The organism is Mixta intestinalis, from assembly GCF_009914055.1.
Classification (GTDB): Bacteria; Pseudomonadota; Gammaproteobacteria; order Enterobacterales; family Enterobacteriaceae; genus Mixta; species Mixta intestinalis.
In genome coordinates this window covers 3292988-3310661 of the sequence record NZ_CP028271.1, presented here as the reverse complement: position 1 = coordinate 3310661, position 17674 = coordinate 3292988, and the positions used below count along the sequence as shown (strand labels likewise).

Here is a 17674-nt window from a genome sequence, read left to right as displayed (position 1 = left end):
CAGCCGTCACAGACAGAGCAGGAGAAGCAAATTATGGCAGTTGCGATAAGCCCGCAACGCACAGGCTGGCTACAGCGTTTGCAGGTACCGTTACAGGTGGGTATTTATATCGTCCTGTTTATTTTTGCCCAGCAGCTGGTGAGCTGGCTGCATTTGCCGCTACCGGCCAATATTGTCGGGATGGTGTTAATGCTGGCGTTGATTATGCTGCGCATTATCCCACTGAAATGGGTCAAGGCAGGCGGTAACTGGTTGCTCGCTGAGATGCTGCTGTTTTTCGTCCCGGCAGTAGTGGCAGTGGTGAACTACGGTGATTTGCTGAAAGTGGAAGGCTGGCGCATCTGCGTGGTCATTGCTCTCAGTACAATAATGGTGTTAAGCGCTACGGCGCTGGTGGTTGATCGCGTTTACCGGCTGGAAATTCGGCTGGCGCAGCGTAAGCAGGTGCGCCATGATTGATCTCATACTTAGCCTGCTCTGTTTTATCGCCACGCTCTGCATCTATTTTCTTAATAAACGACTTTACCGGCGCTGGCGTAAGCTGGTGCTGATGCCGCTGGTACTGACGCCGCTGGTGCTGGTAGTGATGCTGCTGTTTGCGCATATTTCCTGGCAGGATTATATCGGCGAAAGCCACTGGCTGATTTGGCTGCTTGGCCCGGCAACGCTGGCCTTTGCCGTGCCGGTATATGAGAACCTGGCCATCATTCGTCGGCACTGGATGTCGCTGACGGCAGGGGTAATAACCGCGACGCTGGTGGCGGTATGTAGCTCAGTCTGGCTGGCACGGCTGCTGTCGCTGCCGGAAGTGATTCAGCGTAGCCTGGCCGTTCGTTCAATCACCACGCCGTTTGCGTTAGCGGCGGCTTCGCAGGTAGGCGGTCAGCCCGATTTAGTTGCGCTGTTCGTGGTTATTACCGGCGTTTTTGGGATGGCGGTGGGCGACGTGTTATTCCTGCGCCTGGCGGTGAAAGAAGGGATAGCGAAGGGTGCGGGTTTAGGTGCCGCTTCGCACGGGGCCGGTACTGCTCGCGCCTATGAAATTGGACAGCAGGAAGGCGTTGTCTCCAGTCTGGTGATGATGTTGTCGGGCGTATTAACCGTGGTTGCCGCGCCGTTAATCAGCCAGATAATGTGGGCTGCCAGTTAACCTCCAGAAAAAAGGCCGCGTAAGCGGCCTTTGTCTGTCATCCATCCTTAATGCGCTTTTCCCTGATCGATACCGATACCGGTTTGTGAGCGAACAAACTGGGCGCGGAACAGCTGGCGCTCCTGTGCGCCCTGCGCCGAACCATCGGTAATTGAGAAAAACCAGGTACCGATAAAAGCCACCAGCATTGAGAAGAGGGCCGGATACTCATAGGGAAAAACCGGCGCGGCGTGACCCAGCACCTGAACCCACACCGTCGGGCCCAGAATCATCAGCAGCACCGCCGTTAACAGGCCCAGCCAGCCGCCGGTCATTGCGCCACGCGTGGTTAGTTTTGACCAGTACATCGACAGCAGGATAATCGGGAAGTTACAGCTGGCGGCGATGGAGAAGGCCAGTCCTACCATAAAGGCGATGTTCTGTTTCTCAAACAGAATCCCCAGCGCAATGGCTACCACGCCCAGCACCAGCACGGTGATTTTCGATACCCGCAGCTCTTCACGCTCGGTCGCCTGGCCTTTACGTACTACGCTGGCGTACAGATCGTGTGATACGGCGGAGGCACCGGCCAGCGTCAGCCCGGCTACCACCGCCAGGATGGTGGCAAAAGCGACCGCAGAGATAAAGCCGAGGAAGGTGCTACCGCCTACCGCATTTGCCAGATGCACTGCCGCCATATTGTTGCCGCCGATCAACGCGCCGGTAGCATCTTTAAACGCCGGGTTCGCGCCTACCAGCAGGATCGCGCCGAAGCCGATTATAAAGGTAAGAATATAAAAGTAGCCCATAAAGCCGGTGGCCCAGAACACGCTTTTACGCGCCTCGCGGGCATCACTGACGGTAAAAAAGCGCATCAGGATATGCGGCAGCCCGGCGGTGCCAAACATTAAGCCCAACCCCAGCGAGAGAGCAGATATCGGATCGTTAACCAGCCCGCCAGGACGCATTATCGCTGCGCCTTTAGGGTGCACCTCCATTGCCTGCGTGAAGAGAGCGTTAAAGCTAAAGCCGACCGCCTTCATTACCATCACCGCCATAAAGGTCGCGCCGAACAACAGCAGTACCGCTTTAATAATCTGCACCCAGGTGGTGGCCAGCATGCCGCCGAACAGGACGTAAAGCACCATCAGAATACCGACCATTACCACGGCGACGTGATAATCCAGGCCAAACAGCAGCTGAATCAGTTTCCCGGCACCGACCATCTGCGCGATCAGGTAAAGCGCCACCACCACCAGCGAGCCGCAGGCGGAGAGGGTGCGGATCGGTTTCTGTTGTAAACGATAAGAAGCGACGTCGGCAAAGGTATAGCGGCCCAGATTACGCAGCCGTTCAGCAATCAAAAACAGAATGATCGGCCAGCCGACCAGAAAGCCGAGCGAGTAGATCAGACCGTCGTAGCCGGAGGTATAAACCAGCGCGGAGATACCGAGAAACGAGGCGGCAGACATAAAATCACCGGCCATCGCCAGGCCGTTCTGGAAGCCGGTAATATTACCGCCTGCGGTATAATAATCGTTGCGCGAGCGGGTACGTTTGGAGGCCCACCAGGTAATGCCCAGCGTACCGGCGACAAATACCAGGAACATAATAATCGCCTGATAGTTGGTGCTCTGTTTTTGCACCGCGCCGGTAATGGCATCGGCAGCCAGCAGCGGCAGAGGCAGCAGCAAAGCGCCTGCCGCAGTAAAGCGTTTTAGCACGCGCATTATTTCACCTCATCGATAATCTGTTTGGTCAAACGATCAAACTCGCCGTTGGCACGCCAGACGTAGACGCCGGTCAGCAGGAAAGAAATCACAATCAGGCCGACGCCGATGGGAATACCGCGTGTCACGTTGGTGCCTTCATGCAGCGGCGTGCCCAGCCAGCCGGGGGCAAAAGCGATGAGTAAAATAAAGCCGACGTACAGAATTAACATAATGACGGACAGGATCAGCGCGAAACGCTGGCGTTTATGCACCAGCTGTTTGAAGCGCGCGCTCTTCTCTATCCGGGCGTAGATAGCGTCGTTCATTACAGCGTCTCCAGAGGTATAAAAGGTTGCAGCAACCTTTTTGGGTATTCTTATAGGGTTTTGACGTCTGTTTTACCGGCTGGCGCAAGGCCAGCCGTGCCGCTTGTGGCTCAGAGTAGACGGCGTATGCCGCTGACAGGTTATGGCATCGTAATGCTCTGTTTCTCCTCCAGCAGTTTTTCCACCACGCCCGGATCGGCCAGCGTTGAGGTATCCCCCAGATTGCTGGTGTCACCGGTAGCGATTTTGCGCAGGATACGGCGCATAATTTTGCCGGAGCGCGTTTTTGGCAGGGAATCGGTCCAGTGCAGGACATCCGGTGTGGCGATTGGCCCTATCTCTTTACGCACCCAGCCACGCACTTCGGCATAGAGTTCAGGCGTGGGTTCTTCACCATGGTTTAGCGTGATGTAGGCGTAAATGGCCTGGCCTTTGATGCTGTGGGGAATGCCCACTACTGCCGCCTCGGCGATTTTCGCATGCGAAACCAGCGCTGATTCAATTTCGGCGGTACCCAGACGATGACCGGAGACATTCAGCACGTCATCCACGCGCCCGGTAATCCAGTAATAGCCATCCTCATCGCGCCGCGCGCCGTCGCCGCTGAAATACATATTTTTAAAGGTGGAGAAGTAGGTCTGCTCAAAGCGGTCGTGATCGCCGAATAGCGTGCGCGCCTGACCCGGCCAGGAATCGACGATCACCAGGTTGCCTTCGCAGGCACCTTCCTGGCTTTTTCCTTCGTTATCCACCAGCGCGGGCTGTACGCCGAAGAAAGGTTTGGTGGCTGAACCCGCTTTCAGTTCGGTAGCGCCGGGCAGGGGAGCGATCATGAAACCGCCGGTTTCGGTTTGCCACCAGGTATCCACAATCGGGCAGCGGCTGTCGCCTATCTTTTTGTAATACCACTCCCAGGCTTCCGGGTTAATCGGCTCGCCAACCGAACCTAATATACGCAGCGAGGCGCGGCTGGTTCCGGCAATCGCCTTATCGCCTTCCGCCATCAACGCGCGGATCGCGGTGGGCGCGGTGTAGAGCAGCGTTACCTTATGCTTATCCACCACTTCCGCCATGCGGCTCGGCAGCGGCCAGTTCGGTACGCCTTCAAACATTAGCGTGGTAGCGCCGCAGGCCAGCGGGCCATACAGCAAATAGCTGTGACCGGTGATCCAGCCGACATCGGCGGTACACCAGTAAACATCGTTAGGATGGTAATCAAAAACATATTTAAAGGTAGTAGCGGCATAGACCAGATAGCCGCCGGTGGTATGCAATACCCCCTTGGGTTTGCCGGTAGAACCGGAGGTATAGAGGATAAACAGCGGATCTTCCGCATTCATCTCTTCCGGCTGATGATGCGAGCTGGCGCTGTTCATGCGCTCATGCCACCAGCTGTCGCGACCATTTTGCCAGCCGATATCGTTACCGGTACGCTTCAGCACAATCACCTGCTTAACGCTGGTTACGCCGGGATTTTTTAATGCTTCATCAACGTTCTTTTTCAGCGGAATGGCGCGGCCTGCACGAATGCCTTCATCGGCCGTTACCACCAGCCTGGCGCTGGAATCGATAATGCGCCCGGCTACCGCTTCCGGTGAGAAGCCACCGAAAATCACGGAATGGATAGCGCCAACGCGGGCGCAGGCCAGCATCGCAATTGCCGCTTCCGGCACCATCGGCATGTAAATCGCCACCACGTCGCCTTTTTTGATCTCCAGCTCTTTCAGTACGTTAGCAAAACGACATACTTCACGATGCAGGGCGCGGTAGGTCAGGGTTTTACTTTCGCTGGCGTCATCGCCTTCCCAAATAATCGCCGGATGTTCGCCGCGTTCGTGCAAATGGCGGTCAAGGCAGTTTGCTGCCAGATTCAGCGTGCCATCTTCATACCAGCGGATATTGATATTGCCCGGTGCGAATGACGTATTTTTTACTTTGCTGTAAGGCTTAATCCAGTCCAGAATTTTTCCCTGCTCGCCCCAGAAAGCGTCAGGATCCTGTACCGATTGTTGATACATCGACTGATACTGTTCAGCATTTATCAGGGTATTTTCCGCAATACTGGCGGGAACAGGGTGTTTAAATATTTGGCTCATAGCTGATCTCCTTAGATATGTTAATGATATGTCAATCAAAGGTTAATAACAGCGGGGAGCGGCGCTTTGTTTCCTTTTTGCGCGACAGATCACGTGATTGCCCGTTGTGGTGTAACAGGCTGGTTTTTTTAACAGCCAGATGCGGAGCGTTTTATTTTTCAGATTTCAATAAAGTGTAGGTAAGCCGAAAAAAATTGTTGAAAAAAGCAGCAAACGGTTTACTGTCCTTATTGCATAGCTATGCCAAAAACGGCAGCTATATTACTTTTTAGAACATGGAGTTAGTGAATTGATAACCTGAAGGAATTTATCTTGCCATAGCACAACCTGACGAAAGAGATAGCCACAAAGGTTGCTTTTCGCCCATTGATAATGGTACTTATCAAATGCCCTTTTCCGGGCGTTACCATCAATAACCCTCGATTTTACCGGACTTTGTCCATTTCCCTTAAGTGTGTAAATGTCCGCTATTTCACTGCGGTAACAGGGTTTGTTAAGGAAATGAAACACTATGAAAGGTTTTAAAATCAGTCTTGCCTGGCAGATACTGATTGCGTTGGTGCTGGGTGTCATCGTTGGTGCGATTTTGCATAATCAGCCTGGGGATCGTGAATGGTTAATCATCAATATCCTCTCGCCTGCCGGTGATATCTTTATTCATCTGATTAAGATGATCGTTGTGCCTATCGTAATCTCCACTCTTGTGGTGGGTATCGCTGGCGTGGGCGACGCGAAGAAGCTTGGGCGAATTGGCGTCAAAACAATTGTGTACTTTGAAGTGATTACCACCATTGCCATCGTGGTAGGGATTACCCTGGCGAATGTTTTCCAGCCTGGCACCGGCATTGACATGTCGACGCTGGCAACGGTGGATATCTCTAAATATGAAGCGACTACCGAGCAGGTGCAGAGCGGCGCGCACAGCCTGGTGCTGACTATTCTGTCACTGATCCCGCAGAATATTTTCGCGGCGTTCGCCAAAGGCGACATGCTGCCGATTATCTTCTTCTCGGTGCTGTTTGGTCTGGGACTTTCTTCACTGCCGTCGGAACATCGCGATCCGCTGGTGAAAGTGTTCCGTTCCGTTTCAGAAACCATGTTTAAAGTGACGCATATGATCATGCGCTACGCGCCAATCGGCGTATTTGCCTTGATCTCTGTGACCATTGCAAACTTTGGTTTTGCCTCGCTGTGGCCGCTGGCGAAACTGGTGCTGCTGGTGTATGCCGCGATCCTGTTCTTCGCTTTCGTGGTACTGGGCGCGGTGGCGCGCTTCTGTCAGCTGAAAATCACTACGCTGATGCGTATTCTGAAAGATGAGCTGATTCTCTCTTACTCTACCTCCAGCTCTGAAACAGTGCTGCCACGTATCATGGAGAAGATGGAAGCCTACGGCGCGCCGAAGGCAATCACCAGCTTCGTGGTGCCGACCGGCTACTCGTTTAACCTGGATGGCTCGACGCTTTACCAGAGCATCGCGGCAATCTTTATTGCTCAGCTGTACGGTATCGATCTCTCCCTGACGGATGAGATTGTGCTGGTACTGACGCTGATGGTGACATCAAAAGGGATCGCTGGCGTGCCGGGCGTTTCTTTTGTGGTGCTGCTGGCAACCCTGGGTAGCGTCGGTATTCCGCTGGAAGGCCTGGCGTTTATCGCTGGCGTAGACCGTATCATGGATATGGCGCGTACCGCGTTGAACGTGGTGGGCAACGCGCTGGCAGTGCTGGTTATCGCCAAATGGGAAGACCAGTTTGATAATGTCCAGGCGGAAAAATATGAGCGGCAGATGCTCCATCCGCGCTCAGCTCAGTAAGCTGTTTTAGCTGACCATGCCGCCTTCGGGCGGCATTTTTTTTGTCCGCGTTGAGCTATTTTTACCTGACAGCGAAAGCTTCTGTCGTTTAAGTGGTTTATCTCTGCCAATAAGTTGCTCATTATAAGGCGCTGGGCCTTTGGTAGCCCAAAATAGGTATCAGCACTATTCAGGAGTAACAATGAGTCTCGATCTGTCACGCATGATCACCGAAAGCCGCAATCCGGCCAGCGAAAATATCGATGAGCTGACAACGGAAGCGATGCTGCGGATTATCAACAATGAAGATAAAAAGGTAGCGCTGGCGGTAGAGGCGATCGTGCCGCAGATAGCCAAAGCGGTGGACACGATTACCGCGGCTTTTCAACAGGGTGGACGATTGATTTACAGCGGAGCCGGTACATCCGGGCGGCTGGGCATCCTTGATGCCAGTGAATGCCCGCCGACTTTTGGCACGCCGCGTGAACAGATTATGGGACTAATTGCCGGTGGTCACCGCGCTATATTACAGGCGGTTGAAAACGCGGAGGATAAGCCGGAGATGGGCGCGGCAGATTTGCAGGAAATTAATTTTAACGCCCGCGATGTGCTGGTGGGCATCGCAGCCAGCGGGCGTACGCCCTATGTACTGGGCGCGCTGGACTATGCGCGACGCCAGGGTGCGACCACCGTTGCGCTGACCTGTAATCCTGACAGCGAAATGGCGCGCGTGGCGCATATTGCCTTAACGCCGGTGGTGGGGCCGGAAGTGATTACCGGTTCTTCCCGCCTGAAGGCGGGAACGGCGCAGAAGCTGGTGCTTAATATGCTGACCACCGGTTCGATGATCCGCAGCGGTAAAGTGTTTGGCAATCTGATGGTGGATGTTGAGGCCACTAATCAGAAACTGGTGCAGCGTCAGATTAATATTGTCCGACAGGCGACCGATTGCCATACCGAAGAGGCGCAGGCGGCGCTGGCAGCCTGTAACGGGCACTGTAAGACCGCTATCCTGATGGTATTGGGCCAGCTTTCGGCTACGGAGGCAACGCAGCTTTTGGCGCAGCATCAGGGCTTTATTCGTCAGGCGCTGCGTCAGGCGATATCTTCACAACGCTAATTCGCGCCGGAAGCACGCCACGGCGATAGAAAAAAACAGCAAAAGAGAGGCCGTGGGTACTCGCCGCAGACGGCCTTTTTTATTTCTGCGCCGCCTATCGCAGACGAACTGGTTTCCCTTACGCGTCGGGCATGGTCTGGCATGTACCGTTCCCGTCGAACGCTACGATCGGATGAGGCTGTATCGGGTTGCTTCTGTGCATAGCCAGCCGCTTTTCGGCTACAGTTAACCTTTTGCGCCGCCGGGCCTGGGCGAACCAACACTAAGAGAGGAAGCGATGAGTCAGTTTTTCATGAATGATAAAAGCGAGCTGGTCAATGAGGCGATTGAAGGCGCGCTGTTGAGCACGCCCTGGCATAACCTGAGTCGGCTTGAGGTTGGCGACAACATTCGCGTGGTGGTGCGTAACGACTGGGACAAAAGCAAGGTCGCGCTGGTTTCTGGCGGCGGCTCCGGTCATGAGCCTGCCCATGTTGGCTTTGTCGGCAAAGGGATGCTGACCGCAGCGGTCTGCGGTGATGTTTTCGCTTCGCCCAGTGTGGATGCGGTGCTGAGCGCTATTATCAACGTTACCGGCGAGTCGGGCTGCCTGCTGATTGTAAAAAACTATACCGGCGACCGTCTTAACTTCGGCCTGGCGGCGGAAAAGGCGCGGACGCTGGGCTACAAAGTTGAGCTGGCGATCGTGCAGGATGATATCGCTCTGCCGGAGAATCCGCAGCCGCGCGGCCTGGCGGGCACCGTGCTGATCCATAAACTGGCGGGTTATTACGCGGAACAGGGCGCAACGCTGGAAGAGGTAACGCGCCGTGCGCAGCAGGCGATTGAGGCGACGGCCAGTATCGGTATGGCGTTCGCCACCTGCCATATCCCCGGTGAATCATCAGATAACCGCGTGGCGGAAGGCGAAAGCGAGCTGGGAATGGGCATTCACGGCGAGCCGGGCGTCTCTACGCTAAAAACCCAGAACAGCCGCGAAATCGTGCAGATCATGACGGAAAAACTGGCGGAAAAGGTGCCTCAGGGGCAAAAGGCGCTGCTGTTAATCAATAACCTCGGCGGTTTTTCTATGCTGGAACTGGGCGTGCTGGTGCGTGAGACGTTGCGCACGCCGTTGGGCGAGCGGATTAGTCACCTTATCGGCCCGGCAACGCTGGTCAGTTCGCTGGATATGAAAGGCTTTTCCCTGACCACGCTGTTGCTGGATGATGAGCGGCTACAGGCGCTTCAGTTTCCGGTTGAGGCGAGCGGCTGGCAACCGCTACAGGCGCTACACATACCCGAAGTCATAAAAGGTGAGGCGATCCAACGCCAGCAGGCGGCGCAGCCTTCTGAAAATGCAGCGGTACAGCATGTGGTGGAGACGGTGTGCCAGACGTTAATCGATCTGGAAAGCGAGCTGAATAAGCTGGATGCCAAAGTAGGTGACGGTGATACCGGTTCTACCTTTGCCGCTGGAGCCCGTAAAATTTTGCAGGGCAGCCAGCAAAAGGCGCTGCCTCTGAATGAGCCTGCCCGTCTGCTAACGCTGATTGGTGAGCAACTGGCGGTGGTGATGGGGGGTTCCAGCGGCGTGCTGATGTCGATTATGTTTACCGCCGCGGGGCAGCAGCAGGCAGAGGGCAAGCCGCTGGCGCAGGCGCTGATGACCGGGCTGGAGCGCATGAAGCATTACGGCGGGGCACGCGTTGGCGATCGCACCCTGATTGATGCGCTGGAGCCTGCATTGCAGCAGCTCATTGCGGGCAAAGGGCTAAGTGAGGCTGCCATTGCCGCCGAAAAAGGCGCTGACTCAACGGCCAGCATGAGCGCCGCAAAAGCGGGCCGCTCTTCCTACCTCAACCAGGAAAGCCTTAACGGGGTAAAAGATCCCGGTGCTTACGCAGTAGAGCGTGTCTTCGCCGCGCTTAAATAGGTGCCGTTTTTCTCTGCGGCGACCTGCTCCAGGCGGGTCGCCAGTTCGATAATGTACTGGCGCTGCGGCGTTTCACGTAGCGCCAGCGCCAGATTGATGTTTTCCATTACCTGTGCATTTTCCGTCAGCTCCGCGCTGAGTTTACCGCTCTCATGCAGCCAGCGCGCCACGCTTGCCCAACGCCATAGCGGAGAGTGACCAGCAAGCCGCTGAACGGGAGCCGGGAAGTGGCCTGGCCCGCGTGTGCCATCTTTTAACATCGCAATGGCCTGGCGAGAGAGCTGGCTACGTTGCGCGATATCACTCAGGCCGAGCAGGGTAGTATCAACAGACATGACCCGCGCTGACGGCACGCCGCTTTCAAAATCGCGCAGAGGCATATCGAGCGGTAGCGGAAAAATCTCCGCCGTAGACGAGAATGATGTTAATTAATTTGTTCCATTTTGTTTTATAAAGCTGAATTTTTTACAGGATAGCTGTTACAATACACCTCATTGTTACCGGTAACAATCAAGTTTTTTCCATCCGGGAAAATCCTGCATTTATCCATAACTACAATAACATCGAGACGATCAACTGTTGCGTCGTTACGCGACGCGCGCTAAGGCAATGTCATGTCAAAAGAAAAAACAAGCACCTCCAGAAGAGACTTTCTTCTGAAAACGATCACGCTGGCACCCGCCGTCGCGATGGGCAGCACCGGGATAGTCTCGCTGGGCCTTGGCAACAGCGCCCAGGCACAAGAAAAGGTGCAGCCAGCCGGGCCACAAACCGCCCGTGACTATCAGCCAGCGTGGTTTTCAGCGGAAGAGTTCGCCTTTATTAAAGCGGCGGTCGCACGACTCATTCCAGCCGATGAACGTGGCCCAGGTGCGCTGGAAGCGGGCGTGCCAGAGTTTATCGATCGCCAAATGAATACGCCTTATGCCATCGGCAACAACTGGTATATGCAGGGGCCGTTCAATCCTGATGCACCGAAAGAGCTGGGCTATCAGCTGCCGCTGGTGCCGCAGCAGATCTATCGTCTGGGCATTGCCGAAGCGGATGCCTGGGCGCAACAGCAGCACGGTAAAGCCTTTGCCGCGCTAACGCCGGAGCAACAGGATGCGCTATTGGGCGATTTCGAAAGCAATAAAGCCAGCTTTAAGCAGCTACCGGCGAAAACCTTTTTTGCCTACCTGTTGCAAAACACCCGTGAGGGCTTTTTCTGCGATCCGCTGCACGGCGGCAATCAGCATATGGCGGGCTGGAAGCTGATCGGCTTTCCGGGCGCACGCGCTGATTTTATGGATTGGGTGGAGCGCGGCGAGCGTTATCCCTTCCCGGCAGTATCGATTCGTGGAGAAAGAGCATAAGCATGGCAAACGTAATGAAAAAAGTGGATGCGGTGATCGTCGGTTTCGGCTGGGCCGGATCTATCATGGCAAAAGAGCTAACGGAAGCGGGCCTGCATGTGGTGGCGCTGGAGCGCGGGCCACATCGCGATACTTACCCGGACGGTGCCTATCCGCAGGTCATTGATGAGCTGACCTACAACATACGCAAAAAGCTCTTCCAGGATCTGTCGAAAAGCACCGTCACAATTCGCCATAACGTCTCGCAGACCGCGCAGCCTTATCGCCAGCTGGCGGCATTTTTACCCGGTACCGGTACCGGCGGCGCGGGCCTGCACTGGTCCGGCGTCCATTTTCGTGTCGATCCCATTGAGCTGCGAATGCGCAGCCATTATGAAGAGCGCTACGGCAAGAACTTTATCCCGGAAGGCATGACCATTCAGGATTTCGGCGTGACCTATGACGAGCTGGAGCCGTTTTTCGATAAGGCAGAAAAAGTATTCGGTACTTCCGGCTCCGCCTGGAGTATCAAGGGTAAAATCGTTGGTCAGGGACGTGGTAACCCCTTTGCCCCGGATCGCTCAGATGATTTCCCGCTGCCGCCGCAAAAGCGCACCTATTCTGCCCAGCTGTTCGCCAAAGCCGCCGAGTCGGTGGGTTATCATCCTTACGATCTGCCTTCGGCCAATACCTCCGGCCCCTATACCAACACCTATGGGGCACAGATGGGGCCGTGTAATTTCTGTGGCTATTGCAGCGGCTACGCTTGCTATATGTATTCCAAGGCGTCGCCGAACGTAAATATCTGGCCTGCGCTGCGCCAGGAGTCGAAGTTCGAGCTGCGTGATAACTCCCATGTGCTGCGCGTTAACCTGACCGACGATAAAAAACGCGCCACCGGCGTGACCTATGTTGATGCACAGGGACGTCAGGTTGAACAGCCAGCCGATCTGGTGATTCTCTCCGCCTTCCAGTTCCATAACGTCCATTTGATGCTGCTTTCCGGCATCGGCAAGCCCTACAACCCGATTACTAATGAAGGCGTTGTGGGACGCAATTTCGCCTATCAGAACATCTCTACGATCAAGGCGTTTTTCGGCAAGGATGTGCATACCAATAACTTTATCGGCGCGGGTGGCGCAGGCGTCGGCGTGGATGATTTCAATGCCGATAACTTTGATCACGGCAAATATGGCTTTGTTGGCGGCTCGCCTTTCTGGGTTAACCAGGCGGGCGTGAAGCCGATTTCCGGTCTGCCGGTGCCGAAGGGTACACCTGGCTGGGGAAGCAAATGGAAAGCGGCAGTGGCCGATCACTACACGCACCATGTTTCTATGGATGCGCATGGCGCGCATCAGTCCTACCGCAACAACTATCTCGACCTCGATCCTAACTACAAGGATGCTTACGGGCAGCCGCTGCTGCGCATGACGTTCGACTGGCAGGATAACGACATCAAAATGTCGCAGTTTATGCACGATCGGATGCGTAACATCGCCGTGGCGATGAACCCGAAAGAGATCATCGGCGCGCCAAAAACGCAGGGCACCCATTTTGATACTACCGTTTACCAGACTACCCATATGAACGGCGGCGCCATCATGGGCGAAGATCCGAAAACCAGCGCGCTGAACCGCTATCTGCAAAGCTGGGACGTGCCCAATGTGTTTGTGCCTGGCGCTTCCGCCTTCCCGCAGGGGCTGGGCTATAACCCTACCGGCATGGTTGCTGCGCTTACCTACTGGTCAGCAAAGGCGATTCGTGAACAGTATCTGAAGAACCCAGGACCGCTGGTACAGGCATAAGGATGATGGCGATGAAAAATGTATTTCTGGCGATCTGCCTGCTGGCGAGCGCTACCGGCGCGATGGCGGCTGATGAGCAGGCGGGCGATCTGATTAAGCGCGGTGAATATCTGGCGCGCGCGGGCGACTGTATCGCCTGCCACACCAGCAAAGATGGCAAGCCGTTTGCGGGTGGGCTGGCGATGGCAACGCCGATCGGCACTATCTACTCCACCAATATCACTCCAGATAAAGAGAGCGGCATCGGCAGCTACAGCTACGATGATTTCCAGAAGGCGGTGCGTCACGGCGTGGCGAAAAATGGCGATACGCTCTATCCGGCGATGCCTTATCCCTCATATGCGGTGGTCAGCGATGAGGATATGCAGGCGCTCTACGCCTACTTTATGCATGGCGTAGCGCCGGTAGCGGCGCAGAACCGGAAAAGTGATATTCCGTGGCCGCTTTCCATGCGCTGGCCGCTGGCGATCTGGCGTGGCATCTTTGCGCCGGACGTGATCGCCTTTCAGCCGAAAAGCGGTGAAGATCGCGAACTGGCACGTGGACGTTATCTGGTAGAAGGGCTGGGCCACTGTGGGGCCTGCCATACGCCGCGTAGCTTCACCATGCAGGAAAAAGCGCTTAGCGATGACAAGGGCAGCGACTACCTTTCCGGCAGCAATGCGCCTATTGATGGCTGGACCGCCAGCAACCTGCGCGGCGATAACCGCGATGGCCTGGGCCGCTGGAGCGAAGAAGATCTGGTGCAGTTCCTGCGCACCGGACGCAATAACGATACCGCGGCCTTTGGCGGCATGACCGACGTGGTAGAGCACAGTCTGCAATATCTTGATGATAAGGATATCCGGGCAATTGCACGCTACCTAAAATCGCTGGGCGCGAAAGATCCGGCGCAAACCGGTTTCCAGCCTGATGACAGCGTTGCCCAGGCGTTGTGGAAAGGTGATGACAGTAAAGCGGGCGCGGCGGAATATGTGGATAGCTGTGCCGCCTGCCACCGTACCGACGGGCGCGGCTATCAGCGATTCTTCCCGGCGCTGCGCGGTAATCCAGTGGTATTGGCGGACGATGCCACTTCGCTGATCCATATCGTGCTGAGCGGCAGTACGCTACCCGGCGTGAAGGAAGCGCCCAGTACCGTCGTGATGCCCGCTTTCGGCTGGCGTCTGAACGATAGCCAGGTGGCAGAAGTGGTGAACTTCATTCGTACCAGCTGGGGTAACAAGGCGCAAAAACCGGTAACGGCGGGCGACGTTGCTAAGGTGCGTAAAGAGAGTTTTGTCGCGCAGCAGCAGGGCAATGTTGATATTGATAAGCTGCCACAGGCTGAACGCTGATTGATTACGTTAGCCGCCATGCCGCAGGCTGAGAGGAATACGGCACGGCGCTAAACAGTGGCGACGATCTCTACCGGATTGTCGCCGCTTTGTTATCAGGAGAGAAAATCATCACGCTGCGGGGTAAAGGTATCAAGCAGTACGCCCGCTTCCAGGCAGACGCAGCCGTGAACCACATTGGGTTTTTTATACAGCGTATCCCCGGCACTTACCTCATGGGTTTCACCATCAATGGTGAAAGAGAAACGGCCTGACAGCACGTAGGTCAGCTGTTCATGGGGATGATGATGCATCGGGCCGATAGCATCCTTTTCGAAGGTGACTTCAACCGCCATCATGCCGCCGCCGTGCGCCAGAATGCGACGTGTCACACCTTCACCCACGGTTTCCAACTTAGTATCTTTTTTAAAAGTAAACATACGTTTATCCGTTATTCTGATTAGCTAAAAAAATTGTCACTGGTGGGCGTCAGATAGCGTGCCGGTTGGCCTTCCTGATCGGAGGTAAACAGCACCTGACGATTGCCGTGCTTAAGGCAAAATGAAACGATGTTTCATATTGTGCGATAATACTCCGTTCAGGAGCGCTTCGGGATAGCCTCGACGGAAAATGTAAGGCGGATCACATAAATTTTTATGGCGGGAAGGAGTGTTGCCTGGCTCGCAAAATACGCTTTACAAAAAGGGGCGATCGGAAGAAATGTGAGTGTAATCACAGCAAAATAGCCTGGCTATCTCTATAAGGAACAGCAAATCATAAATTATGAAACGATGTTTTATAATTTTGAAGGACGCAGCCGTAGCGATGTCTCACGGCGGGCGCGCCTGGATGAATATTATGCAGGAAATGTGGGCGGGGAACTCTGCGTCCTGTCAGCCTGATAAACGCTATGTAACGAAGAGGATAAATGATGAAAATTGCGTTGATGATGGAGAACAGCCAGGCGGCGAAAAACGCCATTGTGTTGAAAGAATTGCAGCAGGTCGCGAGCGGGCTGGACTACCCGGTATTCAACGTTGGTATGAGCGATGAACAGGATCATCATCTGACCTATATCCATCTGGGGATTATGGCCAGCATCCTGCTGAATTCTAAAGCGGTAGACTTTGTCGTTTCCGGCTGTGGTACTGGTCAGGGCGCGCTGATGTCACTGAACATTCATCCGGGCGTAGTATGCGGCTACTGCATCGATCCGGCTGACGCCTATCTGTTCGCACAGATCAATAACGGTAACGCACTCTCCCTGCCTTTTGCGAAAGGCTTTGGCTGGGGCGCTGAGCTGAACCTGCGCTTTATCTTCGAAAAAGCCTTCAGCGGCGTTAAAGGCCAGGGCTATCCGCCGGAACGTAAAGAACCGCAGGTGCGCAATGCTGGCATTCTGAACCAGGTTAAAGCTGCCGTGGTGAAAGAAAGCTATCTGGATACGCTGCGTGCTATCGATCCTGAACTGGTGAAAACCGCCGTTAGCGGCGAGCGTTTCCAGCAGTGCTTCTTTGAGAACTGCCAGGATAAAGAGATTGAAAACTTCGTACGCGGAGTGCTGGGTCAGGCTTAATACGCTTTTCCCATGCTTTAAGCGTTGTTCGCTCTTTAAAGCCAGCCTGGCGGCTGGCTTTTGTATATCGGTGATGTGCTGAATTACCCGGCTTTGCCGCGAGTAGTCAGAACATCTTAAATTTATAATCGATAATCACTTCACCGGCCAGAAAGTGCGAATGGCTGTAGTCGCCATTATGCATAACCGGCTTACGCTTGATGTTTTTATAAGACCAGCCGGGGCCGAACATCGCCCAGACGCGCAGGTTCTTCAGGCTGGGATGCGAAGGTGTCCACTGTCCGTAGAGATTGATTTCAGCGGTAGTGATAGGGTGACCGAGATAATTGATGCGTCCGGCGTTAACCGCAATTCCCGACAGCAGATCTTTCGTCAGTCGATAATCGGTCATGGTAGCGATCATCAGTTCTTTATCCCGTAAATAGTCATCACCGGCGGAAGCCATAGAGATAAAGGTGCCAAAAGATTGCTTGCTCATATGACGCGGATAAAAGCCGACGCCATCTTTTTTCGCGGCTTCGGTATAGCCCAGCCCCCATTTGGAACGCCACCTGTCCTGTTGCCAGGTGAGATCCAGCGCGTAGTGCCGAGCGGAGTGGTCAAAATCGCGTTTGCCCGGAGCCATGACGCGGTACGCTTCCAGCGCACGCGTAAAATAGAGCTGGCTGCCTAACGAGAGGGAAGGCGTCAGCGGCATAGAGATAAACAGATGCTGGCGACGCAGATAGTCATCGCTTTCACCCAGCGCATAGCGCACGTTGACCGCATCGCTGTTATAACGCAGTTCACCGCTGGCAAGATGATCGATATGACGTCCGTCATTGGTTTTTAAAAAGCTTTGCTCAGGCGAGTCACGGTAAAGAGAGCGATCGACCCAGGCACCCAGCAGGGTGAAATCACCCAACGCCATTTCACCGCTCCAGCCCCGGTAGGTGATGGGTGAAAGGCGCAGTGAGGTCGAAATAACACCCTGTTCTTTTAATCGTTGCCAGCCGCCCTGAGCCTTAAGCTGAAAATTATCGCTGCCATACTTAAACTTCACGTAACGCTGCCCAAATTTATTAAAGCCATGCGCGTTACTTTTCTTGTTCTCTGAGCCTGACTTATACAAAATGCCGCGGCTGCTAAAATAATCGCTCGCCCCCAGTTTTGCCGCACCGTACCATGAAGCGTCGAAGCCGATAAAATCCGCTATATAACCCGACTTGTAATCCAGCGTCAGACCCTGGCCCCATCCAGCGTGAACGGTTTTCGGGTTGGCGGCATCTTCTTTCAGGTATTTCCAGTAGTTACGTAATGACACATCAAGCGAGCTGTCGCTTAATAATGGCAGGGTTGTGATTTCATTAATAAAAGGCTTAGCATCGCTTTCCGCCAGGCAAAACAGAGGTAACAGGCTGGCGGAAAGGATAACTGTTTTTTTTATTTTCATCTTTTTACTCTCTGTAATAAGGCGGCAGACTGCCGCCAGAAAAGTACTAAAAGGGGTGGGTTAATAAAATCAATACATCTTTCCGTTTGGTTTTTATAAGTCGATTAATTAAGGTAGA

General features: G+C 54.5%; 15 protein-coding genes. 9 read left to right on the top strand and 6 right to left on the bottom strand.

The annotated features are described in order from the left end of the window. Positions 1-33: 33 nt before the first annotated feature. Positions 34-459 (top strand): CidA/LrgA family protein, encoded by a 426-nt coding sequence (locus tag C7M51_RS15315; protein WP_160622528.1) that lies wholly within the window; start codon positions 34-36, stop codon positions 457-459. Further along, on the top strand, positions 452-1150 hold the full coding sequence (locus tag C7M51_RS15310) for an LrgB family protein (protein ID WP_160622527.1): 699 nt from the start codon (positions 452-454) through the stop codon (positions 1148-1150). The genes C7M51_RS15315 and C7M51_RS15310 overlap by 8 nt, the downstream gene beginning before the upstream one ends. A 47-nt stretch (positions 1151-1197) precedes the next feature. Here C7M51_RS15310 and actP read toward each other — a convergent pair whose 3' ends face one another. The 3 genes from actP to acs all read right to left on the bottom strand — a co-directional run bounded on the left by actP (position 1198) and on the right by acs (position 5263). Next, a complete protein-coding gene (actP, locus tag C7M51_RS15305) occupies positions 1198-2859 on the bottom strand; it encodes a cation/acetate symporter ActP (protein WP_160622526.1) in 1662 nt (553 codons plus the stop codon). Then, entirely contained in the window at positions 2859-3167 is a 309-nt protein-coding gene (locus C7M51_RS15300; RefSeq protein ID WP_160622525.1) for a DUF485 domain-containing protein, read from the bottom strand. The genes actP and C7M51_RS15300 overlap by 1 nt, the downstream gene beginning before the upstream one ends. A 140-nt stretch (positions 3168-3307) precedes the next feature. After that, the gene (gene acs, locus C7M51_RS15295) at positions 3308-5263 is read right to left on the bottom strand and encodes an acetate--CoA ligase (RefSeq protein ID WP_160622524.1); all 1956 of its coding nucleotides are present in this window, start codon (positions 5261-5263) and stop codon (positions 3308-3310) included. Between the two features lie 511 nt (positions 5264-5774). Here acs and gltP point away from each other — a divergent pair. From gltP to C7M51_RS15280, 3 genes are all read left to right on the top strand, one after another. Then, positions 5775-7079 (top strand): glutamate/aspartate:proton symporter GltP, encoded by a 1305-nt coding sequence (gene gltP, locus C7M51_RS15290; RefSeq protein WP_160622523.1) that lies wholly within the window; start codon positions 5775-5777, stop codon positions 7077-7079. 181 nt (positions 7080-7260) lie between these two features. Continuing rightward, positions 7261-8178 (top strand): N-acetylmuramic acid 6-phosphate etherase, encoded by a 918-nt coding sequence (gene murQ, locus C7M51_RS15285; protein WP_160622522.1) that lies wholly within the window; start codon positions 7261-7263, stop codon positions 8176-8178. 277 nt (positions 8179-8455) lie between these two features. Further along, positions 8456-10093 carry a dihydroxyacetone kinase subunit DhaK gene (locus tag C7M51_RS15280; RefSeq protein WP_160622521.1) on the top strand — a complete coding sequence of 546 codons (1638 nt, stop codon included), beginning with the start codon at positions 8456-8458 and terminating at the stop codon, positions 10091-10093. Here C7M51_RS15280 and C7M51_RS15275 read toward each other — a convergent pair. Next, positions 10057-10428: a helix-turn-helix transcriptional regulator gene (locus C7M51_RS15275; RefSeq protein WP_160622520.1), complete on the bottom strand. Its 372-nt coding sequence runs from the start codon at positions 10426-10428 to the stop codon at positions 10057-10059. The genes C7M51_RS15280 and C7M51_RS15275 overlap by 37 nt on opposite strands. A 279-nt stretch (positions 10429-10707) precedes the next feature. Here C7M51_RS15275 and C7M51_RS15270 point away from each other — a divergent pair, with 279 nt between their 5' ends. Genes C7M51_RS15270 through C7M51_RS15260 form a run of 3 tightly spaced genes read left to right on the top strand, consistent with a single transcriptional unit; the run spans position 10708 to position 14569 of the window. Then, positions 10708-11448, top strand: a complete 741-nt coding sequence (locus tag C7M51_RS15270; protein ID WP_160622519.1) for a gluconate 2-dehydrogenase subunit 3 family protein — start codon at positions 10708-10710, stop codon at positions 11446-11448. A 2-nt stretch (positions 11449-11450) separates the two neighbouring features. Beyond that, on the top strand, positions 11451-13232 hold the full coding sequence (locus tag C7M51_RS15265) for a GMC family oxidoreductase (RefSeq protein ID WP_160622518.1): 1782 nt from the start codon (positions 11451-11453) through the stop codon (positions 13230-13232). Positions 13233-13243: 11 nt separating this feature from the next. Further along, positions 13244-14569, top strand: a complete 1326-nt coding sequence (locus tag C7M51_RS15260; RefSeq protein ID WP_160622517.1) for a c-type cytochrome — start codon at positions 13244-13246, stop codon at positions 14567-14569. A gap of 95 nt (positions 14570-14664) precedes the next feature. On the opposite strand, the gene C7M51_RS15255 is transcribed toward C7M51_RS15260, so the two are convergent. Next, positions 14665-14988 carry a cupin domain-containing protein gene (locus C7M51_RS15255; protein WP_160622516.1) on the bottom strand — a complete coding sequence of 108 codons (324 nt, stop codon included), beginning with the start codon at positions 14986-14988 and terminating at the stop codon, positions 14665-14667. A 491-nt stretch (positions 14989-15479) separates the two neighbouring features. On the opposite strand from C7M51_RS15255, the gene C7M51_RS15250 reads away from it, so the two are divergent. Beyond that, the gene (locus C7M51_RS15250) at positions 15480-16124 is read left to right on the top strand and encodes an RpiB/LacA/LacB family sugar-phosphate isomerase (protein ID WP_160623668.1); all 645 of its coding nucleotides are present in this window, start codon (positions 15480-15482) and stop codon (positions 16122-16124) included. A 106-nt stretch (positions 16125-16230) separates the two neighbouring features. Here C7M51_RS15250 and C7M51_RS15245 read toward each other — a convergent pair whose 3' ends face one another. Beyond that, entirely contained in the window at positions 16231-17556 is a 1326-nt protein-coding gene (locus C7M51_RS15245; protein ID WP_160622515.1) for an OprD family outer membrane porin, read from the bottom strand. Between the last annotated feature and the right edge of the window lie 118 nt (positions 17557-17674).